The organism is Corynebacterium sp. FDAARGOS 1242, assembly GCF_016889985.1.
Lineage (GTDB): Bacteria > Actinomycetota > Actinomycetes > Mycobacteriales > Mycobacteriaceae > Corynebacterium > Corynebacterium minutissimum_B.
Window position 1 is genome coordinate 1,601,246 of the sequence record NZ_CP069568.1, and the last position, 22,555, is coordinate 1,623,800.

At 59.3% G+C, this 22,555-nt stretch carries 20 protein-coding genes and 1 tRNA gene; 11 read left to right on the forward strand and 10 right to left on the reverse strand.

The features are described 5' to 3' along the window. Nucleotides 1-58: 58 nt before the first annotated feature. Nucleotides 59-1,330, forward strand: a complete 1,272-nt coding sequence (locus I6J72_RS07615) for a septum formation initiator (protein WP_204098756.1) — start codon at nt 59-61, stop codon at nt 1,328-1,330. On the opposite strand, the gene I6J72_RS07620 is transcribed toward I6J72_RS07615, so the two are convergent. The 5 genes from I6J72_RS07620 to prfB are packed head-to-tail and all read right to left on the reverse strand — an operon-like array spanning nt 1,327 to nt 5,002. Then, complete coding sequence (locus tag I6J72_RS07620; RefSeq protein ID WP_204098757.1) at nt 1,327-1,683, reverse strand: DUF488 domain-containing protein; 357 nt, start codon at nt 1,681-1,683, stop codon at nt 1,327-1,329. The genes I6J72_RS07615 and I6J72_RS07620 overlap by 4 nt on opposite strands. 25 nt (nt 1,684-1,708) lie before the next feature. Beyond that, nucleotides 1,709-2,215 (reverse strand): SsrA-binding protein SmpB, encoded by a 507-nt coding sequence (gene smpB / locus I6J72_RS07625; RefSeq protein ID WP_070672593.1) that lies wholly within the window; start codon nt 2,213-2,215, stop codon nt 1,709-1,711. A gap of 54 nt (nt 2,216-2,269) precedes the next feature. Next, a complete protein-coding gene (ftsX, locus tag I6J72_RS07630) occupies nt 2,270-3,172 on the reverse strand; it encodes a permease-like cell division protein FtsX (protein ID WP_204098758.1) in 903 nt (300 codons plus the stop codon). Beyond that, entirely contained in the window at nt 3,173-3,862 is a 690-nt protein-coding gene (ftsE, locus tag I6J72_RS07635) for a cell division ATP-binding protein FtsE (RefSeq protein WP_070672598.1), read from the reverse strand. Between the two features lie 33 nt (nt 3,863-3,895). Further along, nucleotides 3,896-5,002: a peptide chain release factor 2 gene (gene prfB / locus I6J72_RS07640; protein WP_204098759.1), complete on the reverse strand. Its 1,107-nt coding sequence runs from the start codon at nt 5,000-5,002 to the stop codon at nt 3,896-3,898. Between the two features lie 69 nt (nt 5,003-5,071). Between prfB and I6J72_RS07645 the strand changes: the two genes are divergently transcribed. Both I6J72_RS07645 and hisN read left to right on the forward strand, forming a co-directional pair. Next, nucleotides 5,072-5,899 carry an inositol monophosphatase family protein gene (locus I6J72_RS07645; RefSeq protein ID WP_204098760.1) on the forward strand — a complete coding sequence of 276 codons (828 nt, stop codon included), beginning with the start codon at nt 5,072-5,074 and terminating at the stop codon, nt 5,897-5,899. After that, nucleotides 5,892-6,665 carry a histidinol-phosphatase gene (gene hisN / locus I6J72_RS07650; RefSeq protein WP_204098761.1) on the forward strand — a complete coding sequence of 258 codons (774 nt, stop codon included), beginning with the start codon at nt 5,892-5,894 and terminating at the stop codon, nt 6,663-6,665. Before I6J72_RS07645 ends, hisN begins: the two co-directional genes overlap by 8 nt. A gap of 128 nt (nt 6,666-6,793) precedes the next feature. Here hisN and I6J72_RS07655 read toward each other — a convergent pair whose 3' ends face one another. After that, nucleotides 6,794-7,984: a S1 family peptidase gene (locus I6J72_RS07655; protein WP_204098762.1), complete on the reverse strand. Its 1,191-nt coding sequence runs from the start codon at nt 7,982-7,984 to the stop codon at nt 6,794-6,796. Nucleotides 7,985-8,173: 189 nt separating this feature from the next. Between I6J72_RS07655 and I6J72_RS07660 the strand changes: the two genes are divergently transcribed. The 3 genes from I6J72_RS07660 to I6J72_RS07670 all read left to right on the forward strand — a co-directional run bounded on the left by I6J72_RS07660 (nt 8,174) and on the right by I6J72_RS07670 (nt 9,711). Continuing rightward, entirely contained in the window at nt 8,174-8,602 is a 429-nt protein-coding gene (locus I6J72_RS07660) for an NUDIX domain-containing protein (RefSeq protein WP_039674290.1), read from the forward strand. 25 nt (nt 8,603-8,627) lie between these two features. After that, complete coding sequence (locus I6J72_RS07665; protein WP_204098763.1) at nt 8,628-9,332, forward strand: DUF4232 domain-containing protein; 705 nt, start codon at nt 8,628-8,630, stop codon at nt 9,330-9,332. A 70-nt stretch (nt 9,333-9,402) separates the two neighbouring features. Further along, nucleotides 9,403-9,711 carry a hypothetical protein gene (locus tag I6J72_RS07670; protein WP_204098764.1) on the forward strand — a complete coding sequence of 103 codons (309 nt, stop codon included), beginning with the start codon at nt 9,403-9,405 and terminating at the stop codon, nt 9,709-9,711. A 7-nt stretch (nt 9,712-9,718) separates the two neighbouring features. Here the strand turns inward: I6J72_RS07670 and I6J72_RS07675 are convergent, their stop codons facing one another. Then, nucleotides 9,719-10,924 (reverse strand): DUF418 domain-containing protein, encoded by a 1,206-nt coding sequence (locus I6J72_RS07675; protein WP_204098765.1) that lies wholly within the window; start codon nt 10,922-10,924, stop codon nt 9,719-9,721. 59 nt (nt 10,925-10,983) lie between these two features. On the opposite strand from I6J72_RS07675, the gene I6J72_RS07680 reads away from it, so the two are divergent. Together I6J72_RS07680 and I6J72_RS07685 are read left to right on the forward strand one after the other, a co-directional pair. Beyond that, the gene (locus I6J72_RS07680) at nt 10,984-11,430 is read left to right on the forward strand and encodes a DUF1990 domain-containing protein (RefSeq protein ID WP_204098766.1); all 447 of its coding nucleotides are present in this window, start codon (nt 10,984-10,986) and stop codon (nt 11,428-11,430) included. 71 nt (nt 11,431-11,501) lie between these two features. Beyond that, nucleotides 11,502-13,505 (forward strand): VWA domain-containing protein, encoded by a 2,004-nt coding sequence (locus I6J72_RS07685; protein WP_239107255.1) that lies wholly within the window; start codon nt 11,502-11,504, stop codon nt 13,503-13,505. A gap of 30 nt (nt 13,506-13,535) precedes the next feature. Here the strand turns inward: I6J72_RS07685 and I6J72_RS07690 are convergent, their stop codons facing one another. Next, complete coding sequence (locus tag I6J72_RS07690; RefSeq protein ID WP_239107258.1) at nt 13,536-15,293, reverse strand: alkaline phosphatase; 1,758 nt, start codon at nt 15,291-15,293, stop codon at nt 13,536-13,538. 225 nt (nt 15,294-15,518) lie between these two features. Here I6J72_RS07690 and I6J72_RS07695 point away from each other — a divergent pair, with 225 nt between their 5' ends. Beyond that, a complete protein-coding gene (locus I6J72_RS07695) occupies nt 15,519-17,642 on the forward strand; it encodes a metallophosphoesterase family protein (RefSeq protein ID WP_204098767.1) in 2,124 nt (707 codons plus the stop codon). A gap of 226 nt (nt 17,643-17,868) precedes the next feature. On the opposite strand, the gene I6J72_RS07700 is transcribed toward I6J72_RS07695, so the two are convergent. Together I6J72_RS07700 and I6J72_RS07705 are read right to left on the reverse strand one after the other, a co-directional pair. Continuing rightward, nucleotides 17,869-17,945, reverse strand: a tRNA-Met gene (locus tag I6J72_RS07700). Between the two features lie 156 nt (nt 17,946-18,101). Next, the gene (locus I6J72_RS07705) at nt 18,102-21,086 is read right to left on the reverse strand and encodes a UPF0182 family protein (RefSeq protein ID WP_204098768.1); all 2,985 of its coding nucleotides are present in this window, start codon (nt 21,084-21,086) and stop codon (nt 18,102-18,104) included. Between the two features lie 123 nt (nt 21,087-21,209). Between I6J72_RS07705 and I6J72_RS07710 the strand changes: the two genes are divergently transcribed. Further along, nucleotides 21,210-21,773: a PPA1309 family protein gene (locus tag I6J72_RS07710; RefSeq protein ID WP_204098769.1), complete on the forward strand. Its 564-nt coding sequence runs from the start codon at nt 21,210-21,212 to the stop codon at nt 21,771-21,773. A 77-nt stretch (nt 21,774-21,850) separates the two neighbouring features. Then, nucleotides 21,851-22,531, forward strand: coding sequence for a beta-N-acetylglucosaminidase (locus I6J72_RS07715; protein ID WP_204098770.1), 681 nt, complete (start codon nt 21,851-21,853; stop codon nt 22,529-22,531). Nucleotides 22,532-22,555 lie beyond the last annotated feature (24 nt).

The following is a 22,555-nucleotide window of genomic DNA, read 5'->3' on the forward strand; positions in this document are numbered from 1 at the left end:
AATTCAACGTTGCTAAGGTGTGTGAGTCACATCCGTCAAAGCAGTTAAAGGTAGCGAAGTGAGCTCAACGACCGAGAACTCTGCCTCCGTACACACCGACCAGAAACAAGCCAGCAACACTGAATGGGCGATTTCGCTCTTCGGCACCGCCGTGGGTGCCGGCATCCTGTTTCTGCCCATCAATGCCGGCAGCTTCGGCTTTTGGCCACTGCTGGTGGCCACCATTCTCATCGGCCCGATGACGTACTTCTCCCACCGCGGACTCGCACGCATGATTTGTGTGTCGCCCCGCCAGGGTGAGGACATCACCGCCGTGGTTACGGACTACTTTGGCAAGACCGCGGGTCTTATCATTTCGGTGGTGTACTTTTGCGCGATTTTCCCCATCGTGCTGATTTATGGCGTATCTATTACGAACACGGTCAACAGCTTCATCGTCAATCAGCTGGATGGCCCCACCATTTCCCGTCCTCTGCTGTCCTTCCTGCTGGTGGGCGTGATGACCATCGTCTTCGCCTTTGGCCAGCGCATCGTGCTCACCGTCACGCAGTTCTTGGTCTACCCGCTGATTTTCTGCCTCGGCGCGCTGTCTATTTATCTCATCCCACGCTGGGATATCGCCTCCTTCATGGAGGTGGGCAACAATGACTGGCGCGTCGTCGGCGCGGTGGCTCTTATCATTCCGGTGCTGGTCTTCTCCTTTAACCACTCCCCGGCGATTTCGCAGTTCTCCCTCGCTATGGTCGCTGCACACGGCCGAGAGAAGAGCTCCGAAAATGCCTCGCGCGCACTGGCGCTCACAGCGATTCTACTCACCATCTTCACCATGTTCTTCGTGTGGTCGTGCACGCTCACCCTCGGCGCAGATGGTCTGGCTGAGGCCCGCGAGCAGAACCTGCCGGTTCTCTCCTACCTGGCCAACGTCACCGGAGTGCCGGTCTTGGCCTTCATCTCCCCCATCGTCGCGATGGTGGCCATCATCTCCTCCTACTTTGGCCACGTGTTGGGCGCGACCGAGGGCGGTAACTATCTCCTGCGCACCGCAGCTCCTCGTGCCACGAAGAAGCTGTCAGAAAAGCAGTTGACCTCCATCATGCATGGCATCATCTTTGTCTCAGCGTGGGTCGTTGCCATCATCGATCCATCGATTCTTAGCCTCATTGAGGCCATCGGTGGCCCCTTCATCGCCTCGATCCTGTACCTGTTGCCGATGTACGCCATCCACCGAATTGATGCTCTCAAGCAGTTCCGCGGCCGCCCGAGCAACGTGTTCGTTGTCGTCACGGGCCTCATCGCTGTGGGCGCCGCCGTTTGGGGACTTTTCGTCTAGCGCTCGTCGAGCCACGCCTTGAGCACGACGGCGTGGTTCACCTCGCGGTCTTTGGCGGCGAAGAGGAGGGTGACGTCGCCAGCCGCGGCAAACTGGCGCAACTGCTTCAGCTCCTCATTGTCGTTGTCATCGAGCTCCGCACGGTAGCGCCGCGCGAACTCTTCAAAGCTGTCAGCATCGTGTCCCCACCACTTACGTAGTTCTACGCTGGGAGCCACGTGTTTGAACCAGTGGTCGTAATCGAGGCGCTCTTTGGCCACGCCGCGGGGCCAGAGCTTATCGACGAGCACCGCTTCCCCATGCAGCTCCTCATCACCGTGAATAACGTCATGAACCTTGGCCGTATAAATCATGGCACCCAGGCTAGACGTTCGCAGCTTAGGCGTTGATGCCCTTCACGCGGCGGCCCAGCTCACGGGTGATATCGCGGTCTTGGTCGCGGCGTTTGATGGCCTCGCGCTTGTCGTAATCCTGCTTACCCTTGGCCAGTCCCAGCTCGCACTTGGCGCGACCGTTCTTGAGATAGACCTTGAGGGGGATGAGCGTCTTGTTTCCATCGCGCACCTGACCCATGAGCTTGTCAATCTCACGGCGATGCAGCAGCAGCTTGCGGGTGCGCTTGGGCGAGTGATTCGTCCACGAGCCTTGGGAATACTCCGGGATGTGGAGGTTACGGATGTAGACCTCGCCGTCGTCGATAGTGGCGAAGGCATCCGCTAGGGAAATCTTGCCTTCGCGCATCGACTTGATCTCGGTGCCCACGAGCACCATGCCGCATTCCAAGGTGTCGAGGATGGTGTAGTCGTGGCGGGCACGTCGGTTGGTGGCCAGTGTCGAATTGTTATCGGCCACTGCCCCTTTTTTCTTCTTTGCCTTCTTCGCCATAGTTCGGACTATATTACGCCACAGCCAGGCAAAAACCACATCGCGTATGCGGGCTTAGGTCCGAACGTAGGCACGCATAGTGACCTGAGCTGTGAGCGCCGCCAGAACCAGCGCCACAATGCCGACGAGAGGCAGCACCGTCCACACATCGGACGAGGTCACGGGTGCCAAGAGTTGCTTCTGGTACAGGTCCTTGAGTGCCGGGTCGATGACCAGGTTCTTGCCCAAGATGCTGCCGGCACCGGCGAGGATGACGCCGCCAAGCGCACCCAAGATGGCCTCAACGATGAACGGTGCGTGTGTGATCCAGCGCGATGCTCCCACCATGCGCATGATGGCGGTTTCGCGTTGGCGCTGGAAGGCGGCAATCTGCACCATGTTGGCGATGAGCATGATGGCCGCCAGCGCCACCACCCCGGCGAGGATAAAGGTGGCATTGCGGATCGCATCCAGGTTGCCTGCGGCGCTGCGCACATCTTCCTGCTGGTCGATGACGTCGGTAACGGCGGGGTCATCCGCGATGGCGTCGATAGGCGCGGTGTCCGTCGGGTCCTTCAGCCGCACGTGGAAGGCTGCGGGCAGCGCGTCCGGTGATGTTTCCTCCACCATGACGGGGTCGGTTTCCTTGAACAGCTCAACGAAGCGATCGTAGGATTCTTTCTGGCTGCGATAGCCCACGGATTCAATCTCATCGTCTGCCTCCAGCTTTTTCTTCAGCCCAGCGCAGGCAGCGTCCTTGCACTCCGGATCGTTGGTGGAGATGTCCTCGTTGAGCTGCACCATGACCTCTACCTGCTCAAGGTAGATGTCTTTGGTGTCCTTAGTCATTTGGGCCACGAGCACGCCGGCGACCACCAGTGCCACCGAAATTGCCGTGGTGATCACCATAGCGATGGTCATGGTGATGTTGCGGCCGAGCCCCTTGAAGGCCTCCCGAAAAACAAAGCCTAAGTTCATCTAGAGCGCCTCCCCGTACATCGCGTTCTTCTCATCGCGCACGAGCGTGCCGTTGTGCAGCTCGATGACGCGCTGGCGGGCGTCGTTGACCGCGCGCGCGTTATGCGTCGACATCACCACGGTGGTTCCGCGGCGATTGATTTTGGTGAGCAAGGCCATGATTTCCGCAGCAGTGGCGGGATCGAGGTTGCCCGTGGGTTCGTCGGCAAGCAGCAGCTTGGGACGGTTCACAAAGGCACGCGCAACGGCCACGCGCTGCTGCTCACCGCCGGACAGCTCGTGCGGCATGCGGTGCTGCTTGGCGCCCAGGCCCACCATGTCGAGCACCTCCGGAACCTGCTTCGCAATGCGCGACTTCTTCTTGCCAATGACCTGTAGGGCAAACGCTACGTTGTCGTAGACATTGAGCTTGGGCAGCAGGCGGAAATCTTGGAAGACATAGCCGATGGACTGGCGCAGCTGGTTAATCTGGCGGCCCTTCAGCGCGTTGACGTGGAAGTCCCCGAAATGAATATCACCGGAGCTCACGTTTGTCTCACGCACCATGAGCTGCAGAAAGGTGGACTTTCCGGAGCCCGAGGGGCCGATGAGGAAGACGAATTCGCCGTCGTCTATGTCAAAAGACACATTGTCCAACGCGGGCCTCGTGGAGGTCGGATAGACCTTGGACACATTCTCAAAAGTGATCACTTAAGCAACAGTAGCAACAATTGTCACTGAAGCCTAGGCCTCGTTGCCCTCCATGCGCCACCTAATACCTGCCTCCAAGAAGCCGTCAATATCGCCATCCAGCACCTTGGACGGGTCACCGACCTCGAAGTTTGTGCGCAGATCCTTGACCATCTGATACGGGTGCAACACATAGGAGCGCATCTGGTTTCCCCAGGACGCATTGCCGCCCGCGCCCAGCGCATCGAGCTCCGCGCGCTCCTCCTGGCGCTTGCGCTCCAGCAACTTGGCCTGCAGCACGCGCATAGCAGAAGCCTTGTTCTGGATCTGGGACTTCTCGTTCTGACAGGTCACCACGATGCCGGTCGGGATGTGTGTCAAGCGCACTGCCGAGTCCGTCGTATTCACCGACTGCCCACCTGGCCCCGACGAGCGATACACATCCACGCGCACCTCCGAATCCGGTACCTCGATGGAGTCTGTTTGCTCCACCACTGGCAGCACCTCGACTTCAGCGAAGGAGGTCTGGCGGCGCCCCTGGTTATCAAAGGGCGAGATGCGCACGAGGCGGTGCGCGCCCTGTTCCACGGAGAGCTGGCCGTACATGTATTCACCATGCACCACGAAAGTGGCAGACTTGATGCCGGCTTCCTCGGCATAGGAGATGTCGTACACATCTACCTTGTGGCCATTTTTCTCCGCCCAGCGGGTGTACATGCGCATGAGCATTTCCGCCCAGTCCGCAGCATCGACGCCACCGGCGCCGGAGCGAATGTTGATGACAGCCTCACGCTCGTCATACTCGCCGGAGAGCATGGTGGTGATCTCGAGTGATTCGATGGCGGCGCCCAGCTCCTTCAGCTCGGTATCCACCAACTCCTGGGAGGCCTCATCGCCTTCTTCTTCCGCCAGCTCAGACATGACGGGCAGATCCTCGATCCTTCCCCGCAGGGAGGTCAGTTTGCGCAGCTTTGCCTGTTCCGCCGAAAGGGCTGAGGTCACCTTCTGGGCGTGGTCGGGGTCGTCCCACAGCGACGGGTCCCCTGCCTGGGCCTCGAGCTCACGCACGCGCTCGGACACCGCCTCCGGGTCCATGACCTTCTCAATCGAGGTCAAGGTGGCGCTGAGTTCCTCAAGTCGTGCTGTTTGTTCCGGACGCATAGCCCCCTACTCTACTTATTCTCACTCTCTGATTAGCCATCGGCCGCATTTAGCGCGACAATAGGCGGCATGAGTGACCAGCCAAGCCTCACCGAGATGATCGATGCCATCATCAAGACCTTCATCGTCGCCCATGCGGACGATACCGATGCCCACCTTGCCCAGGCGCTTGTCTACAACGCCGGCCGCCTAGCCTGGCGCCTGCGTGAGCAGGGCGTAGACGTATCCCAGAAGACCGACCGTTCGGATGTTGTCACCGACGCTGACTTCGCTGCCGAGCGCTTCGTCGCCGGCGTCCTCGAGGCCCTGCGCGGCGAGGATGGCATCGTGGGCGAAGAAGGCGCCAACCGCGAATCGAAGTCCGGCCGCACCTGGGTTATCGATCCCGTCGACGGCACCTTCAACTTTGCCTCCGGTTTCGACTACTGGTGCTCCGCACTTGCGCTTATCGACGCCAACGGGGTCATCCTTGGCGCCGTCCACCGCCCCGCCATGGGCTACACCTGGTTTGGTGGCCGTGATTTCCCCACCACCCTGGATAGCAAGGAAGTCACCCCGCTGGCCGATGCCCCCGCGGAGGACCTGTGCCTCTCGACTTACCTCCATCCTTCCTGCATCACCGATCCCAAGATTTCTGCAGCGTGGGAGAAGGTTGCCCCGCACTTCGCTACCGTGCGCATGCTGGGCGCTGGCTCGGTTGATCTGTCCTCAGTGGCGGATGGCACGTGGGGCGCATGGATGCAGCATTCCGTCAAAGACTGGGATTGGTATCCGGGCCAAGCGCTGGTCATCGCTGCCGGCGGCGCGGCGCGCAAGGTTGAAGCCGGCGGTGTGGAATGGTGTATCGCGGGTAATAAACAGGTAGTCGATCAGATGGAGGAATGGCTCCGTGGGTAAGTACAAAGAAGACCTCGGCTTAGCCTTGGAAATGGCGGGCCACGCGGATGCTGTCACCATGCACCGCTTTGAGGCTGCTGACCTATCCGTGAAGGAAAAGCCGGACATGACTCCGGTTTCGGATGCGGACTTAGCCTGCGAAAAGGCCATCCGTGATGCGCTCAAGCGTTCCCGCCCGCGCGATGAAGTTTTGGGCGAAGAGTTCGGCGGCGAAGCCTGCTACGAGGGCCGCCAGTGGGTCATCGACCCTATCGACGGAACCAAGAACTTCGTTCGTGGCGTCCCTGTCTGGGCCACGCTTATCGCTCTCCTCGAAGACGGTGAACCCGTCGTCTCCGTCATTTCCGCCCCCGCTTTGCGCCGACGCTGGTACGCCGCCAAGGGCGGCGGCGCCTACCGCGTTTTCGGCGGCGAGCCGAAACGTCTGCGCGTCTCCGAGGTGGCCAATCTCGAGGATGCTTCCTTGGCCATGAGCTCCCTGGCCGGGTGGGGGCTTCACCGCGACACCTTCATTTCCCTGACCGACAAGGTCTGGCGCCTGCGCGGCTACGGAGACTTCTGGAACTACTGCCTGGTAGCCGAAGGTGCAGTCGACATCGCTGCCGAGCCTGAGGTTTCCCTCTGGGATCTAGCAGCTCCGGCTCTCCTTGTCACCGAGGCCGGCGGCCGTTTCACCAACGTTCGCGGCGAGGACGGACCCCACGGCGGCTCGGCACTGGTCACCAACGGCACTTTGCACGACGCCACCCTCGCCGCTCTGTCCTAACGCCGCGCGGCGCCCCAACGCCACACGCCGGCTTCGCTCCCCTGCGAGCCGCGCCGCGTAGGTCACTTCGATCAAATATGGCCCCAGATCTTTAAAGATCTGGGGCCATATTTGTTAGAAACGTACTTCTAGTTCTCCGGAAGCGTGAATCCAGAACCCACCTCACCGCGGCGGTTCAGATCCGCAACAATGGCATCGGTGTTGGAGACGACCGTCGGGTTGTGCAGCGCTCCTTGCCACGGAGTACGGCAGGACGGCAGTCCCGGGAACAGTCCACGGGAGACGGAACCGACGATGCGACCATCACGGAAAACTGGTGCACCGGAATCCCCCACCATGGCGCAGACCTGGTTCACGGAGATCTCCTTGCCGTGCTGGAAGGTCATACCGCAGGTGGTACCAGTGGCGACGCCACGCTTGCAGGCAACCTCACCCGGCTGTGCCGCGCCGCCGACACCGTAGGCGGTCACGCCGTTGTAGCTGCGGGTTACCTCAGCCTTGGAACCAAACTCAATAACCGAGTAGTCCAGGTAGGTGTTCTTAGTCACCAGGGTGCCGGTAGGGCCAACCTGCCAGGAGTCCGCCGACGACACAGGATCACCCACGTTGCCGCAGTGGCCAGCGGTGATGCCAACTTTGCGGCCTTGGGCATCGGTACCTGCTGCAGTCAGCGTGCACATCGTGTCCTCGCTGATATACAGCGGGGTGCCCGGGCCGTACAGGGACTTGCCCTCGGTCATCGCAGTGTTGGATTCCTCGGGGATCTGCGGTGCATCGTAGAAGGAACCAGGTACACGGTGCAGCACGTAATCTGCCTGCGGCTTGCCTGCAGCTAGTTTGGAGAACGAGTCGTTCTTCCACACGTAGTTCGGATCCGTGCCCTGCGGCACGAAGTCCGGCTGCGTAGCCTCCTGCAACAGCCCAATCGGCTCCGGGTTGGTCAGCGGGTCGCCCGTGATGGCGTCAGCACCGGTGTAGGTAGGAGCCTCCGGGAAAACCGGCATCTGCGCTTGGTCTACGACCTCGCGTGCCACTGGAAAATTCTGTGCGGACGCCGCTGCTGCGGAAGCGTCTTGTGCTGCTTGAGCGGCGGCGCCGTTGACGGCGGTATCGATGGCGTCGGTAAGCTCGGCGTCTACCGGCTTGGTCTCAATACCCACAGACGCCAAATCCGCTCGCACCTGGTCCACGATGCCCGCCGAATCTAGCTCCGGGATGGTGGGAAGTTCCTGGGCGCCGGCCGCCGGGTTGCCCAGGAAAAACGCACCTGCGAAAGCCGAGCCCACAAGGACTTTCTTAAGGTGCGGGATTTTTCGCATTACGCAATTCCTCTTTCACTTCTTCTCGTATTGGTCTATAAGACCTACCCATGATGGCACGCCCACTGTGGCGTGTGTTTCAACCGCGTGGGACTGTGTCCAACCCGTTACATTACTGACAGCTTTCGGGTGCCCCCTCTTTTCTTTCACCACAGTCCCCCTACCCCCGCCCAGACCTACAATGGAGGTATGTCTGAGAACCCCACCTCGCCATCATCAGCTGCAGACATTTCGGAAATTGTCGCCATTGTCCTGCGTGATACTCACGGCCGAGTTCTTGTCATTCGCGCTACGTCCACCCCAGAATTCGTCCTGCCTTTCGGCTCCATTGACAGCACCCTCAATCCCGCCCGCGCGGCCCAGCTCATTGCCCACGAAGCCATACGCGCGGTGGTCGATATGTCCAAGCTGCGCCGGCTTGCCACCTATATCTCCCCAGCCGCTAACGACGCCCCACAGACTATCCACGCGCACGTGTATGTCTACGAAGAAGAAATCTCTGTTGCACACCCTGACAAGGAGATTGCCGAGCTAGCATGGGTCGATCCCGCCGCTCCGGACGTCGATATCGCGCCATTACTCAAGGAGAGAGTATTCCCCGCCTTGCAGGATCTCTAACCTCCTAAACCCTAGACTCCACCCCATGACTACGCAGCGACTACTCCCCGTTCTCGCCGCCGGTTCCCTTGCCCTCGTGTTGACCGGCTGCAGCACCGATGACAGCACGGACGCCCCGCTTTCCGACGTCTCCCCCGCCCCCGTTTCTCCCTCCCCGAGCCCCGAAAGCCACGCCACTCCGCAGGCTTCCGATGACACTGATGCCGTGTCCACACCGCTTGCGTCAGCAGACAGTCCTGCCTCGGATGCTTCGTCGTCTAAGGCGACGCAGGAGGACACAGCTGAAACAGTTCCAGCCAGCACCGAGGACGGCGCCTGCGCTACAGCGCAGCTCGACATCAGCCTCAACAATGAGCAGGGCGCAGCCGGTTCACGCTTGGCTGATATCGTCTTCACCAACACCTCCAACGCTCCGTGCACTCTCACCGGATTTCCCGGTGTGTCCGCAGTGACCAATGACGATGGCACGCAACTAGGCGCAGCTGCTGAGCGCGAAACCAGCCTCCCCAGTGCGACAGTAACCCTAGAACCCGGCAAATCTGCTCGTGCGGGCCTCAAGATGACTGTCGTCGACGTGATAGATCCCGCCACCTGCCAGCCACAACCCGCCGATGGTCTCCGCGTGTACCCACCTGGCGAAACCGCCAGTGCCTTCGTCCGCGTCGAAGGCCTCCAGGGCTGCGCTGGCGAGGCAAACTACCTCTCCGTCCAACCCGTCACCGCCACTTAAGATCCTAAGTGCTTCGTCCCTCAAAAATGAGGCCTCGTATATTCCATTACGCAGGCCTACAATCGCGGGCATGGAATCGAAGACGCTGACGTCACTGGTATTTGGAAATGTTGTGCTGGAATCGCAGATGACGAAGACGATTATCGTCGTCTACGCCGACGACATGAGGTCGTGGTACTTCCGGCCGAGCCCGTACACGGAGCTCAAGGTGCCGCTAGATGAGCTGCGGGGGCAGCTCAGTAGGCAGCGCGCCGAACTTATCGCTGAACGGATCTTTGATGGCGTCAAGGTGGAGCTCGAAGAAAGCTACCCCGGAGGCGTCGTCCGCGCGCAGGAGCAACTGTGCGACTGGCTCCTGCACGAGGAACCAGCCATTTAAACCAACGTCAGGCCGGTGCAGGTGCTGATTTGGGTTCGATGCGGCCCGTTGGACCGTACGCCAACCGGCGATGTGCCCACTCGAACGGGCCAGGTTTGCCCCAAGCCTCAAGCAAAGCGGCAAGAAGCAGCGTCAGGACAAAGACCAGCAGACCGATTCCGAGCTTGCCACTCACCGAGGCATCCGCACCTAGCCCCAAACCAGCTGGGGTAACCAGGACAATGAATAAGATCGACTGCGCAATGTAGCCCGACATTGAACGCTTGCCCAGCGCTACAAAAGCATAGGCCCACCTGGGAACACGGTTGTTGAGTTTCTCCGTGAGCAGTGCCAGTACAGCCAGAATGCCCGGACCAGTGAGAAAGCCAAAGGCTTGGTTCAGCATGAAGAAGACCGGTTCCAGTTCGGTTGGCACAACACCAGCAGCAGCTAGACCCCACGGCAGCCCAATAAAGACGATGATCACGCCTGCAATGACAACCCAGGTGACTAGGGTGCGACGGTGCGCAGAAACGCTGGCCAGCACGCCCTCCCGCGCCCAGATGTACCCGATGAGGAAAACACCGGTCAGCCCAAAAAACATCAAGGGGATCTGTCCCAAAGCAGCGACCTCACCGCGCACGTTGCGGGCAAAGAAATCACCGAAGGTGACAAGCTCCCTGGTCATCGGCCGCGAACTGGGCAGAAGATTCAAGTAGCCAAAGTAAGCAGCCACCGCACCCGAACCGGCGAAAACCGCATAGCCGCCGAAGAACCAGTAGGCGATGCGCCGAAGCGTACGTGTCGAGAGCGTCAAGCACCAGGCCATTGCGAGGGCCATGAGGCCATAGACCAGCATGATGTCTTGATTGAACAGCAGGAAGCCATGTACCAGACCAAACACTGCCAACAAGCCGTAGCGGCGGATGAGCACGCGGCGGGATTCCTTCACGGTGTAGCCCTTGCGATGCAGGCTGGCCGCAATAAGACCAATACCGAATCCCGCCAGCATGCAGAACATGGGCAGTCCACGCACTCGCACAAACATGCCGGTAAACACCGCCGCCACGACGTCGAAGGTGCTATCGGGGCGCACACCGCCCACGGAGGAGCTTGGCCCCACGGACCACTCGTTCACAATCCAGCTTTGCACGGCGTTCGCCATGGCAATCCCCAATAGAGCCGTACCGCGCGCTAAGTCAGGGACGATCAGACGTTGTCGTTTCTCCTGCATACACCCTATTTTACTTCGTCAAAGCATCACCTGACGGTGCTTTGACTAGGCTAAATCCCATGCTTGAGCCACTGTCGTACTCTTCAACTGAGGGCTTCCCACAGCTGCACATGTCCCGCATCATCGATGCCGATTTCGACGCCGCGGCAGACAAGCTCTTCCGCTGGGGCCTGCAGCGCAGCGGCCCCTTCCGCGTGCGCGCTACTCATGACGCCGTGGAGGAAGGCGCAGAGGTCAGCATGGGGTTTGGGCCTTGGGAGTTTCGCTGCCGAGTGGTGGAAGTATTTAGGGAGCCAGGCCGCTGCGGCTTTACCTACGGCACCCTCCCCGGCCACATCGAGCGCGGCGAAGAAACCTTCACACTAGAGCGCCTGCGGGATGGGCGCACGCTGCTGCTTGTCGACGCCTCCTCCCAGCCCGCCCGCCTTACCTTCCTACGCCCGCTGCTCGATATTCCCCGGCGCGCACTGATCCGGTGCTTCTATCTGCGGGCGTTGGATGACTAAAAGTGGGGGCCACTCCCCTTGCGCCCTCTATTCGGCAGCAAAGCTTTCTCCCTGCATGTAACTTGACTCACATGAACACACCGCCTCGCTTCTCACCAAACTCACGAGTCACCGCGGCACTTGCTTTCCTTGCCGCAACCGTTATCGCCTCTGTAGCCGGACTCTTTCCGGTAGCCGTCGCCGACGATAAGACGGCAGAATCCCCTTCTCCATCCACGTCGAGTGCTCCCTCAAGCGCCACTACCATGGCCCCCACCATGGTGGTCTTCGATTCCTCTGGTTCCATGATCACCAACGACGCCGGCGGCCAGACCCGCATCGATGCTGCCAAAGAGGCCGCCCGTACCTTCATCACAGAAGCCGGCGACGACGCCCCACTGGGACTTGTCACCTATGGCGGCAATACTGGCGAGGCTCCTGAGGATGAGGCAGCTGGCTGCCAAGACATCACCGTGGTCACACCACCCGAGGCGGGCAACTCTGAGAAGATGATTGCCCACATGGACGGCTTGCAACCCCGCGGCTTCACCCCCATCGGTGAGTCCCTGCGAAAAGCCGCGGCCGAACTGCCAAAGGAAGGCCAGCGCAGCATTATTTTGGTCTCCGACGGCGTTGCCACCTGCACCCCGCCACCAGTGTGTGACGTAGCCAAGGAGCTTAAGGAACAAGGTATCGATCTCGTCATTAACACGGTGGGCTTCAACGTTGAGCCCGAGGCTCAACAGGAACTGCAGTGCATTGCCGACGCCACCGGCGGCACCTACGCCGATGCTTCCGACGCCGATAGCTTGGCCAAAGAACTACGCCGCGCCGCCCCGCGCGCTTACAACGCCTACGAGTCAGACTTGGAGGAGATCGAAGGCGGCGAAACCGAAGGTTCCCCGGCCAAGGTAGACCGTGACGTAGAGGCCTTTTCCACCACTCTTCGCCCTAAAGAAGGCTCACAGTCTCGGGATGAATCCGCTCACTATTTCTCAACGCCACTGGCCGAAGGGGAGCACGTAGTCATCAGCGCCACCACCGCGCAGGAACCAAGCATCAACAACTTCCGCCGTGGTGAGTATCTCCACATTGCAATAGACACCCAAGAACTGTCTTGTGAGCTCGACGCAGTTAATTCCACCGACTCCTCTGTGAACCAGTATCAGACTGCGACGTTATACAGCGTTGCAGGTGGTGAGAACGGCTGTCCCACCGAAGACCTGGTCTTCAGCATTAATCGCTCCGGCGACTGGAAGCAGGATGAAGAGCTCAGTACAGAAGTAACCATCACTCGCTTCGGCAAACCCGACCTGCAGGGTCAACCCGACGCAGCCGAAGACAAGACTGAAGCAGGTCCCGTTGCAGCCTCCGGAGAGCCCACTGAGGTTACTCCCGGTACGTGGTTCACCGATGCCAGCGAGCTTTCTCCGAAGCAACCCGTACGAGCACAGATCGTCCCCGGTGAAACTCACTTTTATCGAATCCCTGTCGAGCACGGCCAGCAACTTGCGGGCAAGGTATCCATGGTTGAGGAGGCAGAAGATTTCGAGCACTCTGGAGCTGGTGATGGACTTGTTCTGACTGCCTATACCGACGCGCGCAGTGAGATTCGCATGGAAGGATACCGTGCGACCGTCCAGAAAGACAGCAGCCAAGACTTCAGTTATCCAGCGCCGATCCTCTTTGCCAACCGTTATGGTGGCTCTAGCAACGAAGGTTCTGGGTGGCCGGACAATGTTCGCGTATGGAAAGGCGGCGAGCAATATATCGCCGTCAACTATGAACAATTCCTCAGCGACCAAGAAATCGACGAAAACACCCAACTGCCGGTGCTGACCTATGACCTCGTGGTGGACGCCTTCGGCGATCCCGTCCCGGAACCAACCTTTGCTCCTGTCAAGGTTGAGACCGAGAAACCCTCAGAGGCACCGGAGCCAGCTACACGAGACAACGCCGATAACCAGGCACAGAGCAAAGATGACTCTTCTTTGTTCTCTGCTATCCCTCTTCCTCTCATCGGTGGTCTGGGATTGTTAGTCCTACTCGGGCTCATCATTGCTCTGGTTGTGGTTATTCGAAGCTTGAACCGCTAACCACTCCACGGCGCCCACCCGGATCGGGTATTAGGAGTCAAAGCCGCCCTCAGGGGTCCATGTCTTTGTCACGGCCAAGGCCACCGAAGCGTCGGGGTCTTCGACGTCAGAGACGCGATAATAGTTCATGTCAACTCGTCCCGGGAACAGGTTGGCAACGGCATAGCCATGAGAGTCGTAATCCAAGTGCTTGACCCACGGGTTGGCGCTCTTAATGGCATCCTCAATAAGCAGGGACGTGGAATTGTCTTCTGCATGGTAGATGCCAGTGTAAGTGGTGAGGATTTCGTCGATGTTCGGCGCCGAAATCGACGTGGTCACCATCTCACACGCCACGCGGTTCTCACCGCGATAGATGTCGTTGGCCCATTCAGAGTGAATGTCACCGGTGATAAACAAAGAATTTCCCTCACGCGCCTCAAGGGCTTCGAGAAGGCGGTCCCTATCCGCGGTGTAGCCATCCCACTGGTCAGAGTTGACAGCGAAACCTGAGGTATTTCCCTTGACGAAGCGCAGGCCCTCGTTCGCTGCGTCGTTGCCCGGAAAAGTCATGATGCGCATCGGGGCCATCATCACGGAGTTGCCCATCACCATCCACGTCGCGTCCGACATCGAGATGGTGTCGCGCAGCCACTGCAGCTGTTCATCGCCCACGATGGTTCGGTTCGGATCGCCAAAGTTGGCGGAGGTGGTCTCTTGGTCACGGTAGGTACGAAGGTCCATCATGGTAAGTTCCATCAGGGATCCGAAGCGCAGATTGCGGTAGAGTTTTCCACCCTCACTCAGCTGCTTTTGGCGCAGCGGCATCCATTCGTAGTAGGCCTGCAGCGCATCGTTCCAACGCCTTGTCCATTCACCTTCCACAAACCCCGGGGTATGGTTTTCCGCTCCCTCGCGCCACGAGTTATTGGCGGTCTCATGGTCATCCCACACCACGACCCACGGTGCTGCTGCATGCGCTGCTTGGAGGTGCGCATCCGTGCGGTAACGGCCATAGCGGATGCGGTAATCCTCGAGAGTGACGATTTCCCACACTGGGTGGTGCGGGCGGGCAACTCCGCTCTTACCAGCATATTCACCGGTGGGATACTCGTAGATGTAGTCACCGAGGAAGACCACGAAGTCGATCTCTCCTGAGCGGCCGCGCTCCGCCATGTCCTTATAAGCATTAAAGAATCCGGACTCGTAGTTAGCGCAGGATGCCACAGCGAAGGTAAGACTTTCCACCTCAGCATCAACCGCCGGAGCAGTCTTCGTTCGGCCAACCGGGGACACTGCTCCTTCGTGCGGGCCGGATGCTACTCGGAAGCGGTAGAAGTACTCGGTATCAGGGGCGAGCCCAAAAGGATCGACATGGACGGTGTGATCGTGATCAACGGACGCAGTGACCCTGCCTTGAGCTACCACGGAGTTCATGGACTCGTCGGTCGCGATTTCCCAGTCGACATCGACGTCCTCGCCCATTCCGGACCCCGGCAGGCAATCTCTGTCCGGGGTGACGCGTGTCCACAGCACCACTGACGTGGGTAGAGGATCACCCGAAGCGACGCCATGGAGGAACGGGAGTTGTGCGTCGGAATCCTGGTTGTAGGTATCCAGCGGTGCGGTTCCTGTTTCGGTGCGTTGCGCTGCGGCAGAAGCTAGGCCAAATCCAGCAGCTGCGGTGGTAGCGCTGGCAGCACCCCAGCGCAGTGCTGTACGACGATTGATACGAGACGGAGTTGAAGAATTAGCTGAGAAATTGCTCAAGTGTGACGGCCCGTTCATGGACCCAAATTCGTGGGACATGAAGCTTAACCTAAGCCCATCAAAAAGGTGCCTTCAACACATACAAACCCGTTGCAACCCCCATTGTAGGGGACTTTCTCTAGATTTTTACTCCGATTAACCAAGGATTCATCTGTGCGTGTTTCTGTATGGAAGTCATCTTCGACTCTCCGTTTTCTCGGCGGAGTTCCCTGCTGACGGACAGCTCCCTTAAGATTTCTCACACAAAGGCATAACAAGACAATAATGAAACTTTTCCGTTTTTCTCCGGCACCAGCAGGCGTAGCCGTCGTCACTGCAGCCGCGCTCACGTTCACCGCACAAGTTGGCGTACCGTTTGAAGCTTCAGCACAGACTGATCCGACGTTCCGCATGGTGCTCCAGCCAGGAACCGATGAGAGCTCTGTGATCGTGTCTTGGCGCACCAAGGGCCCAGCCGATAAGGAAGTTCTCGAAATCACCGGGCCGGAGGGCACGCAGACCTTCGATGCCCAGGAAAAGGATGCCGGTGCCGTGGCGTATGTCTCCAACAACGCCACCGCGACCGGGCTAAAAGAAAATACCGAGTACACGTACCGTGTTGGTTCGGATGAAGGCGGTTGGTCTGCGGAAGAAACCTTCAACACCGGTAGCTTCGGGGAAGACTGGCGCTTCATCACCGTTGCCGACGCCCAGATCGGCGTCGATACAGATATAAAGGGGCAGACGGATCAGTGGAACACCACTATCAAGAATGCCACTGCAGACTACCCGGACGCCAACATGATTTGGTCCTTGGGCGATCAGGTCGAAGGCTGGGGCTCCACCGTGGCGCAGTATGACGGCTTTTTCTCTGCACCTGCCATCCGCAACTACCCTACAAATGCGATTCCAGGTAACCACGAGACCTACCCGTCAGACTTGGCGATGAAGCACTACGACGAGCACTTCATCAACCCGAATCAGGATTCAGATCTGCGTAACTTCTACTTCGAGCGCAACAACGTCCTATTCATCGGTTTGGACACTAACGCCCATAGCGAAGCCGATATTGATCGCCATGCGGAGTTTCTACGTAAGACCATTGAGAACCGTGGCGCCTTTAACGACTGGGTCATCGTAGGCATGCACCACTCCTTCTTCTCTCAGGGAACCCACTACACGGATACTGACGTCACCGCCCTCCGCGAAAAACTAGCTCCCGTAATGTCAGATCTAGATGTGGATGTTGTCCTCAGCGGCCATGACCACATCTACACCCGAACCCACCTCATGGACGGCCTTACCCCAGTTGAAACCCCGGGCAAGCGTGGCGACGTCCTCGACCCCAACGACGGCGAGGTCCTTTACATCACCACCAGCTCCGCCGGTGGCGGTAAGTTCTATGATTTCCAGGGCGAAGACGGCAAAAAGTACCCCAATGCCCGCATGGAGAACATGGATCCAGCGCTAGTGCACGATTCCACTGCGTTCTGGCGCCAGGACTACGACGAGGACTACATGGTCGTCGATGTGACCGGTGAGACCCTCACCTTCCGCACCTACAACGCCAACAATCCGTATCTGGTGGATAAGGTCACCATCAACAACAATGACCGCGCTATCCCTGAACCTCGTGACGAGGAGCCCACCACTCCAGCACCTGCCACGACCACTGAGGTCGTCACGACTGTGGTCCCTACGAACATCACCACCACCGAAACCAAAGAGGTTCCCACCACGGTAACCACTACTCTCCCCGCAGAGAAGACGACCAAAGTCATCACGACGACGGTCCCGACCACCGAAGTAAAGACAGAAACCAAGGACGTGCCCACGACGATCACGTCCACTGTGAAGGAGCCTGCACCGGCCGAGGTCGAGACCAGAGTAGTTCCCACTACAGTCACGTCCACTGTAAAAGAGCCAGGCACAACTAAAGTAGAGACCACAGCCGTTCCCACTACCGTCACTTCCACTGTTAAGGGAGACGGTGGGACCAAGGTGATTACCAAGGAGGTTCCAACGACGCTTACCTCCACGGTCGTGGTCCCCGGTGGCACACGGACCGAGACCAAGGTAGTGCCCACCACGATTACCTCTACTGTGGCTGGTAAGCCGCAGGAACCGTCCGAGCAGAAACCACGCCCCTCTGAGGAACCGTCTAAGGAGCGGGTGTCTTGCGAGGAGATTTCCTCGGGGTCGTCGGGAAGCTCGGCGCACTCTTCTGAGAGCTCCTCGGACGAGGATTGCATGTCTTCGCGCGGCGGCGTAATTGGATTCCTGCTCGGTGCAATCAGTGCACTAGTCGTCGCCGGCGGCGCGGCTGCCCTGGCCCCGAACAGCCCACTTCGCGATAACATTCAGCACATGCTCAACTCGATTTTCGGGATCTACATCAGACTGTTCTAATCACCCCCTAGACAACGGTGGTGCCTTGCTGAAATGTCCCTTAAGCCTAGCCGCGCTCACGACGATCGTCGTTCACGGTAAATAGTGCCCCGAACCTGCAAAAGATTTCGGGGCTTATTTACGGTGACGGTAAGGTCTAGCCTTGGAGTCGGCCTTCGGGCCGAGCGGTCCGAGGACAGCAAACGAGAAGACCCACCAGCCGAAGGGACTGGTGGGTCTCGGAAGTTGGTAGCGGGGGCCGGATTCGAACCGACGACCTCTGGGTTATGAGCCCAGCGAGCTACCGAGCTGCTCCACCCCGCGTCGAGATGTACTTCCAAACATCAAGCGCTCTGCACACTGTCCCGTGCGCTGGCGACTCATGTAACTATACAGACACCATGGCGCCTACCCAAATCCCCTGGGCAGGCGCCATCTTACGCTGAGGCGCCAGGCTTGATTCCCGGCGCTGGTTTCGACTTACTGGGACTGCAGCGAGCGGTAGTCCTCCACTGCCTTGTCCAGCTCGTCTAGGGCCTTGCCGTACTCCTCGAAGGAGCCGCCCTTGGCCTTGTCCACACCGTCGAGGGCCTTGTTGATGGCGTCGATGGCCTCACCTTCGTTGGATGCCTTCGGAGCGGAAGCCGGTCCGGATGCCTCAGAATCCTTGTCATCCTTGGCGTCCTTCTGGTCACCGTCGGACTTCTCCTTGTCATCCTTGTCGGTCTTCTCACCCGAGTCGCCCTCGATCTCCGTGATGTCTTGGGCTGCCTTCGGGTCGATGCCGACCTGCTCCAGGGCCTCACCAATCGTCGGGGCATAGCCCACGCGGCCCTTGTAGGACACCAGCACGCGCAGCAGCTTCGGGAATGCGGATTCCTGGCCCTTACGCTGCGAGTAAATCGGCTCAAGGTAGAGGATCTCTCCTCCGCCCACCGGCAGTGCCAGCAGGTTACCGTTCTTCAGGTCATTCGAGCCCTGCCACAGCGTGCGGTCACGAGCCACCTGGTCAGAGGACATCATGGCATCCTGCGCCTGCTTCGGGCCCTGGGTTTGGGTGTTCGTCGGCAGCACGCGCACGGTGATGTCACCGTAGGTCTCCGGGTCAGAAGACACCGCCATGTGCGCGGAGAGGAACTGACGGTTTAGACCACGGTAGGAGGTGATGAGCTGGAAGCTCGGCTTAGTGGTCTCCGGGTCAGAAGCCAGCACGTAGTACGGCGGCTGGTTCAAGCCCTGGGACTCGCCGGCGGTCGGGTCCTCCGGGACGGACCAGAAGGCGTCGTTGTTGAAGAAGACGCCCGGGTCATCCACGTGGTACTTGGCCAGCAGGTTGCGCTGCACCTTGAACATGTCCTCCGGATAGCGCAGGTGCTGGCGCAGCTCGTCGGAAATCTCCGACTCTGGCTTGACGACGCCCGGGAACACACCCTCCCAAGCCTTGAGCACGGGGTCTTCGGTGTCGAACTCGTAGAGGTCAACGGTGCCATCGTAGGCGTCGACAGTCGCCTTCACCGAGTTACGAATGTAGCCCACCTGATCATTGACCAAGCGCTGCGTCGTGCCCGTCGGGTTCTGGGTATCCTGGGTGGTCTCCGTCAGCGAGGTGCGCTGCGAATACGGGAGGGAATCCAGGGTGGTGTAACCATCCACAATCCACTTGATGCGGCCATCGATGACTGCCGGGTAGGTGGAGGAATCCGTCGTCAGCCACGGGGCGACCTTCTCCACGCGCTCACGCGGGTCACGGTCATAGAGAAGCTTGGATTCGGAACCGACGCGTTCCGACAGCAGGAAGTTCAGCTCTTGATACTTCAGGGCAAAGGCTGTGCGGTCAACGATATTGCCAATATCAACGCCGCCTTTACCGTCATAGGTGTAGGTGGAGGTATCGGTGTCATACTCCACCGGCTGGTCACCGGTCTTGCCCACGATGGCGTAATCCATGCCATCACGTGCACTCGCAATCACCGGACCATAGTAGATACGCGGCTCGTCCACCTTGATGCCCAAGGATTCTTCAGCGTTTTGGGTCTCACCCTCGCCTTCAGCGTCCTTGCCGGACTGAGTCTGCAGGTCAGCCACCGTGAAGATGGGGAAACCACCACGAGCAGAGCCTGCATCGCGGGCCACCTCATCCACCTTGTTGGCTTGCGCGGCGATAAAGCCGTTGCCGTGGGTATACACGGTGTGGCGGTTAATCCAGTTCTGCTGGTTCTCCTGCAGCTCGTTGGGATCCAACTCGCGGGCGGCCACCACGAAGTCACGGATTTCGCCGTCAATCTCGTAGCGGTCCATCGCCAGAGTCTCCGGGAAGCCATAGAAGTTCTTTAGCTGCTGCATCTGAGTAAACGTCGGCGCCAGAATGTCTGGGTCCAGCAGGCGGAGGTTTGAGATGGTGGAGTCATCTGAACCCACCTTGTCATCGGAAACGTCTCCTGCTCCCCAGTTCTCCTCGTAGGTCACCTTGTCCTCAGTAAGCCCGTACGCAAAGCGGGTGGACTCGATATTGCGGGAGATGGATTCAGCTTCTTTAGCCTGGCGGTTCGGGTTAACGGAGAAGCGCTCCATGATGAGTGGCCAACCCTGACCAATGACAAGTGCGGACAGCACCATGAGCACCACGGCAAGACCAGGGATGCGCAGGTCCTTAATCACCACAGCAGAGAAGATTGCTACCGCCACAAAGATGCCGATGATCATGAGGATGATTTTTGCCGGCAGGTAGGCATTGATATCGGTATAAGAACCACCGGTGAACAGCGAGTGCTGGTTGTAGAGCAGCTGGTAGCGCTCCAGCCAGTAGCCAGCCACCTGCAGCAGCATCCAGATACCGGCGGTCACAGCCAGCTGGGTACGCGCGGGTTTCGACAGCGAACCGCGGACACCAGCCGCACGGTTACCAATACGGATTCCGCCCAGGATGTAGTGACCCACCAGCGCGATGAGGAAGCACACTGCAAACAGCATTGAGAAAGCGTTGACCAGCATGGACCATACAGGCAGGCGGAAGGCGTAGAAGCCCAAGTCGTGGTGGAACTGCGGGTCAGTAAATCCGAAGTCATGCGAGTTGAGGAAGAGCATGACTGTGCGCCAGTTGGCCTGGCCCAGCAAACCGGAGACGACACCGATAAGCAGCGGGATGGTCTTGAGGAAGACCCCCATGGTGCGCTCAATGGACTTGCGGTACTGGTAGACCGGCGAGTTGAGATCAGCCATATCCAGCGAACCACCACGGCCACGCCATACCAGTAGCCCGGCGACGTAGGTGATAGCGGCGGCAACGAGTCCGAAGACAAGGAAAAGCACGATCCGAGTGATCAGGGTCTTGGTGAAGACCCCGCGGTAATCAATCGCACCGAACCACTTCCAGTCCGTGTAGAAGCCCACGAACATGGGGCCGATGAACAAGAGGACAGCGATGATAGCGACGACCCAAGACAGTGCTCTGGGAGGACGTTTCATCGGGGCGGTGGGTCGGTTCAGTCCGGAAGCCAACTCCAGCTCCAATCAGGTCTCGTGCGAACATAGAGGTATCAAGCTTCTAGTCTAGAGAAGCACTAACCCCGTCAACGAACAAGGACGCTTATGAGTTCCCAACCCAATTCCCAGCCAGCTGTCAACCGCGCGCTCAACAAGGCGATGCGCGAGGCCGTCGACTTCATTCACGCCGAGGGCTGGGATGCCCCACCTACTCTGTTTGCGCTCGTACCTACCGAGTTATTCGCTGCCCAGTTGGGTGATGTGGATGAAGAGTCGCCGCTTACCCTTGTCGTCCAAGAGCTACCGGAAGGCATTGAGCCAGGGTCGGAGCACTTAGCAGAATACGTAGCTCGCCTGGCATGGCCACGCGAGATTGCCGGAGTCATCCTGGCACAGGAAATCATGTTTAAAGACACGGAGGACGCCGCGCTTAGCGACGCCCACCCCGCCCGCCTCTTCTCCGGTGTCCTCCGCGACGGCGTAGGCGAGGACGGCTCGGACGGCGCTGAGCTTACCCTCCTGCAGCTGCGCCCCACGGAGGAAGAGCTGGAAGCAGCTGGCCCCTTCGCCGAGGACGACATTCAACTGCGCGGAGGGCCAAACGTAGCACCGGGCGTCATCGCTGCCCTGCGCTACGGTTTAGAGCAGGATCCAGACGAGCTTATTTAATCGTCTAAACTGGGCAGATAGCATTAAGCATTATCGAGTTATTCAGCAGTACCGCTTTGTAGAGGAGCCACCCCACCGTGCGTTTGACCACCCGCCTCACCGCCGCTGCCTCAGCCGTGCTCGCCGCCGGCGCGCTGTTGAGCGCATGTGGGAATAAGGAAACCCCCGAGCCGTCGCCGGCTACCTCGCCTGTTGCGTCAACAGATTCAGAGGAGCCCAGCTCCGCGGCCGCTACCTCGACATCTGAAGAAGAGAGCGAGACCAGCTCTGCGGAAGAAACCACGTCCGCCAAGGACTCGGAGTCCGCACCGGCCTCGGAGTCTGAATCCAGCTCCGATGACGCGGACGAGTCCGAATCCGCTGAGCCAAGCTCGGCATCGGACGGGAAGTTCGAGGCTTCGGTGGACAAAGCCTATGCAATTTTCGGCGGCTTGGTTCCCGAGGAGATCTTTGAGGAGTTTGATCGCTGCGACCCGAACGGTGTGACGGATTCTTTCAATTGCTCTGGATCCAAGGTGGGCCAGTTCCAGTTCTTCAAGTCCAAGGCCAAGGCTTCCCAGACCACCCAGGTGCTCACGGAACTGCGCAGCTCGCGCGTCGTGGAGGACAGCGGCAACCGCGTCGTGGGCTGGTCCATGTTGGGCAACACTGCCATCCTTACCGTCGTGGATAACGATGAAGGTCTCATCATGCAGCAGATGATTTCCACCGACCAGGACGATCCGGAGGAGCGCCTGAAGGAACTAGGCCTCGTCTAGTCTCACCGCGCGCGGTCAGGCAGG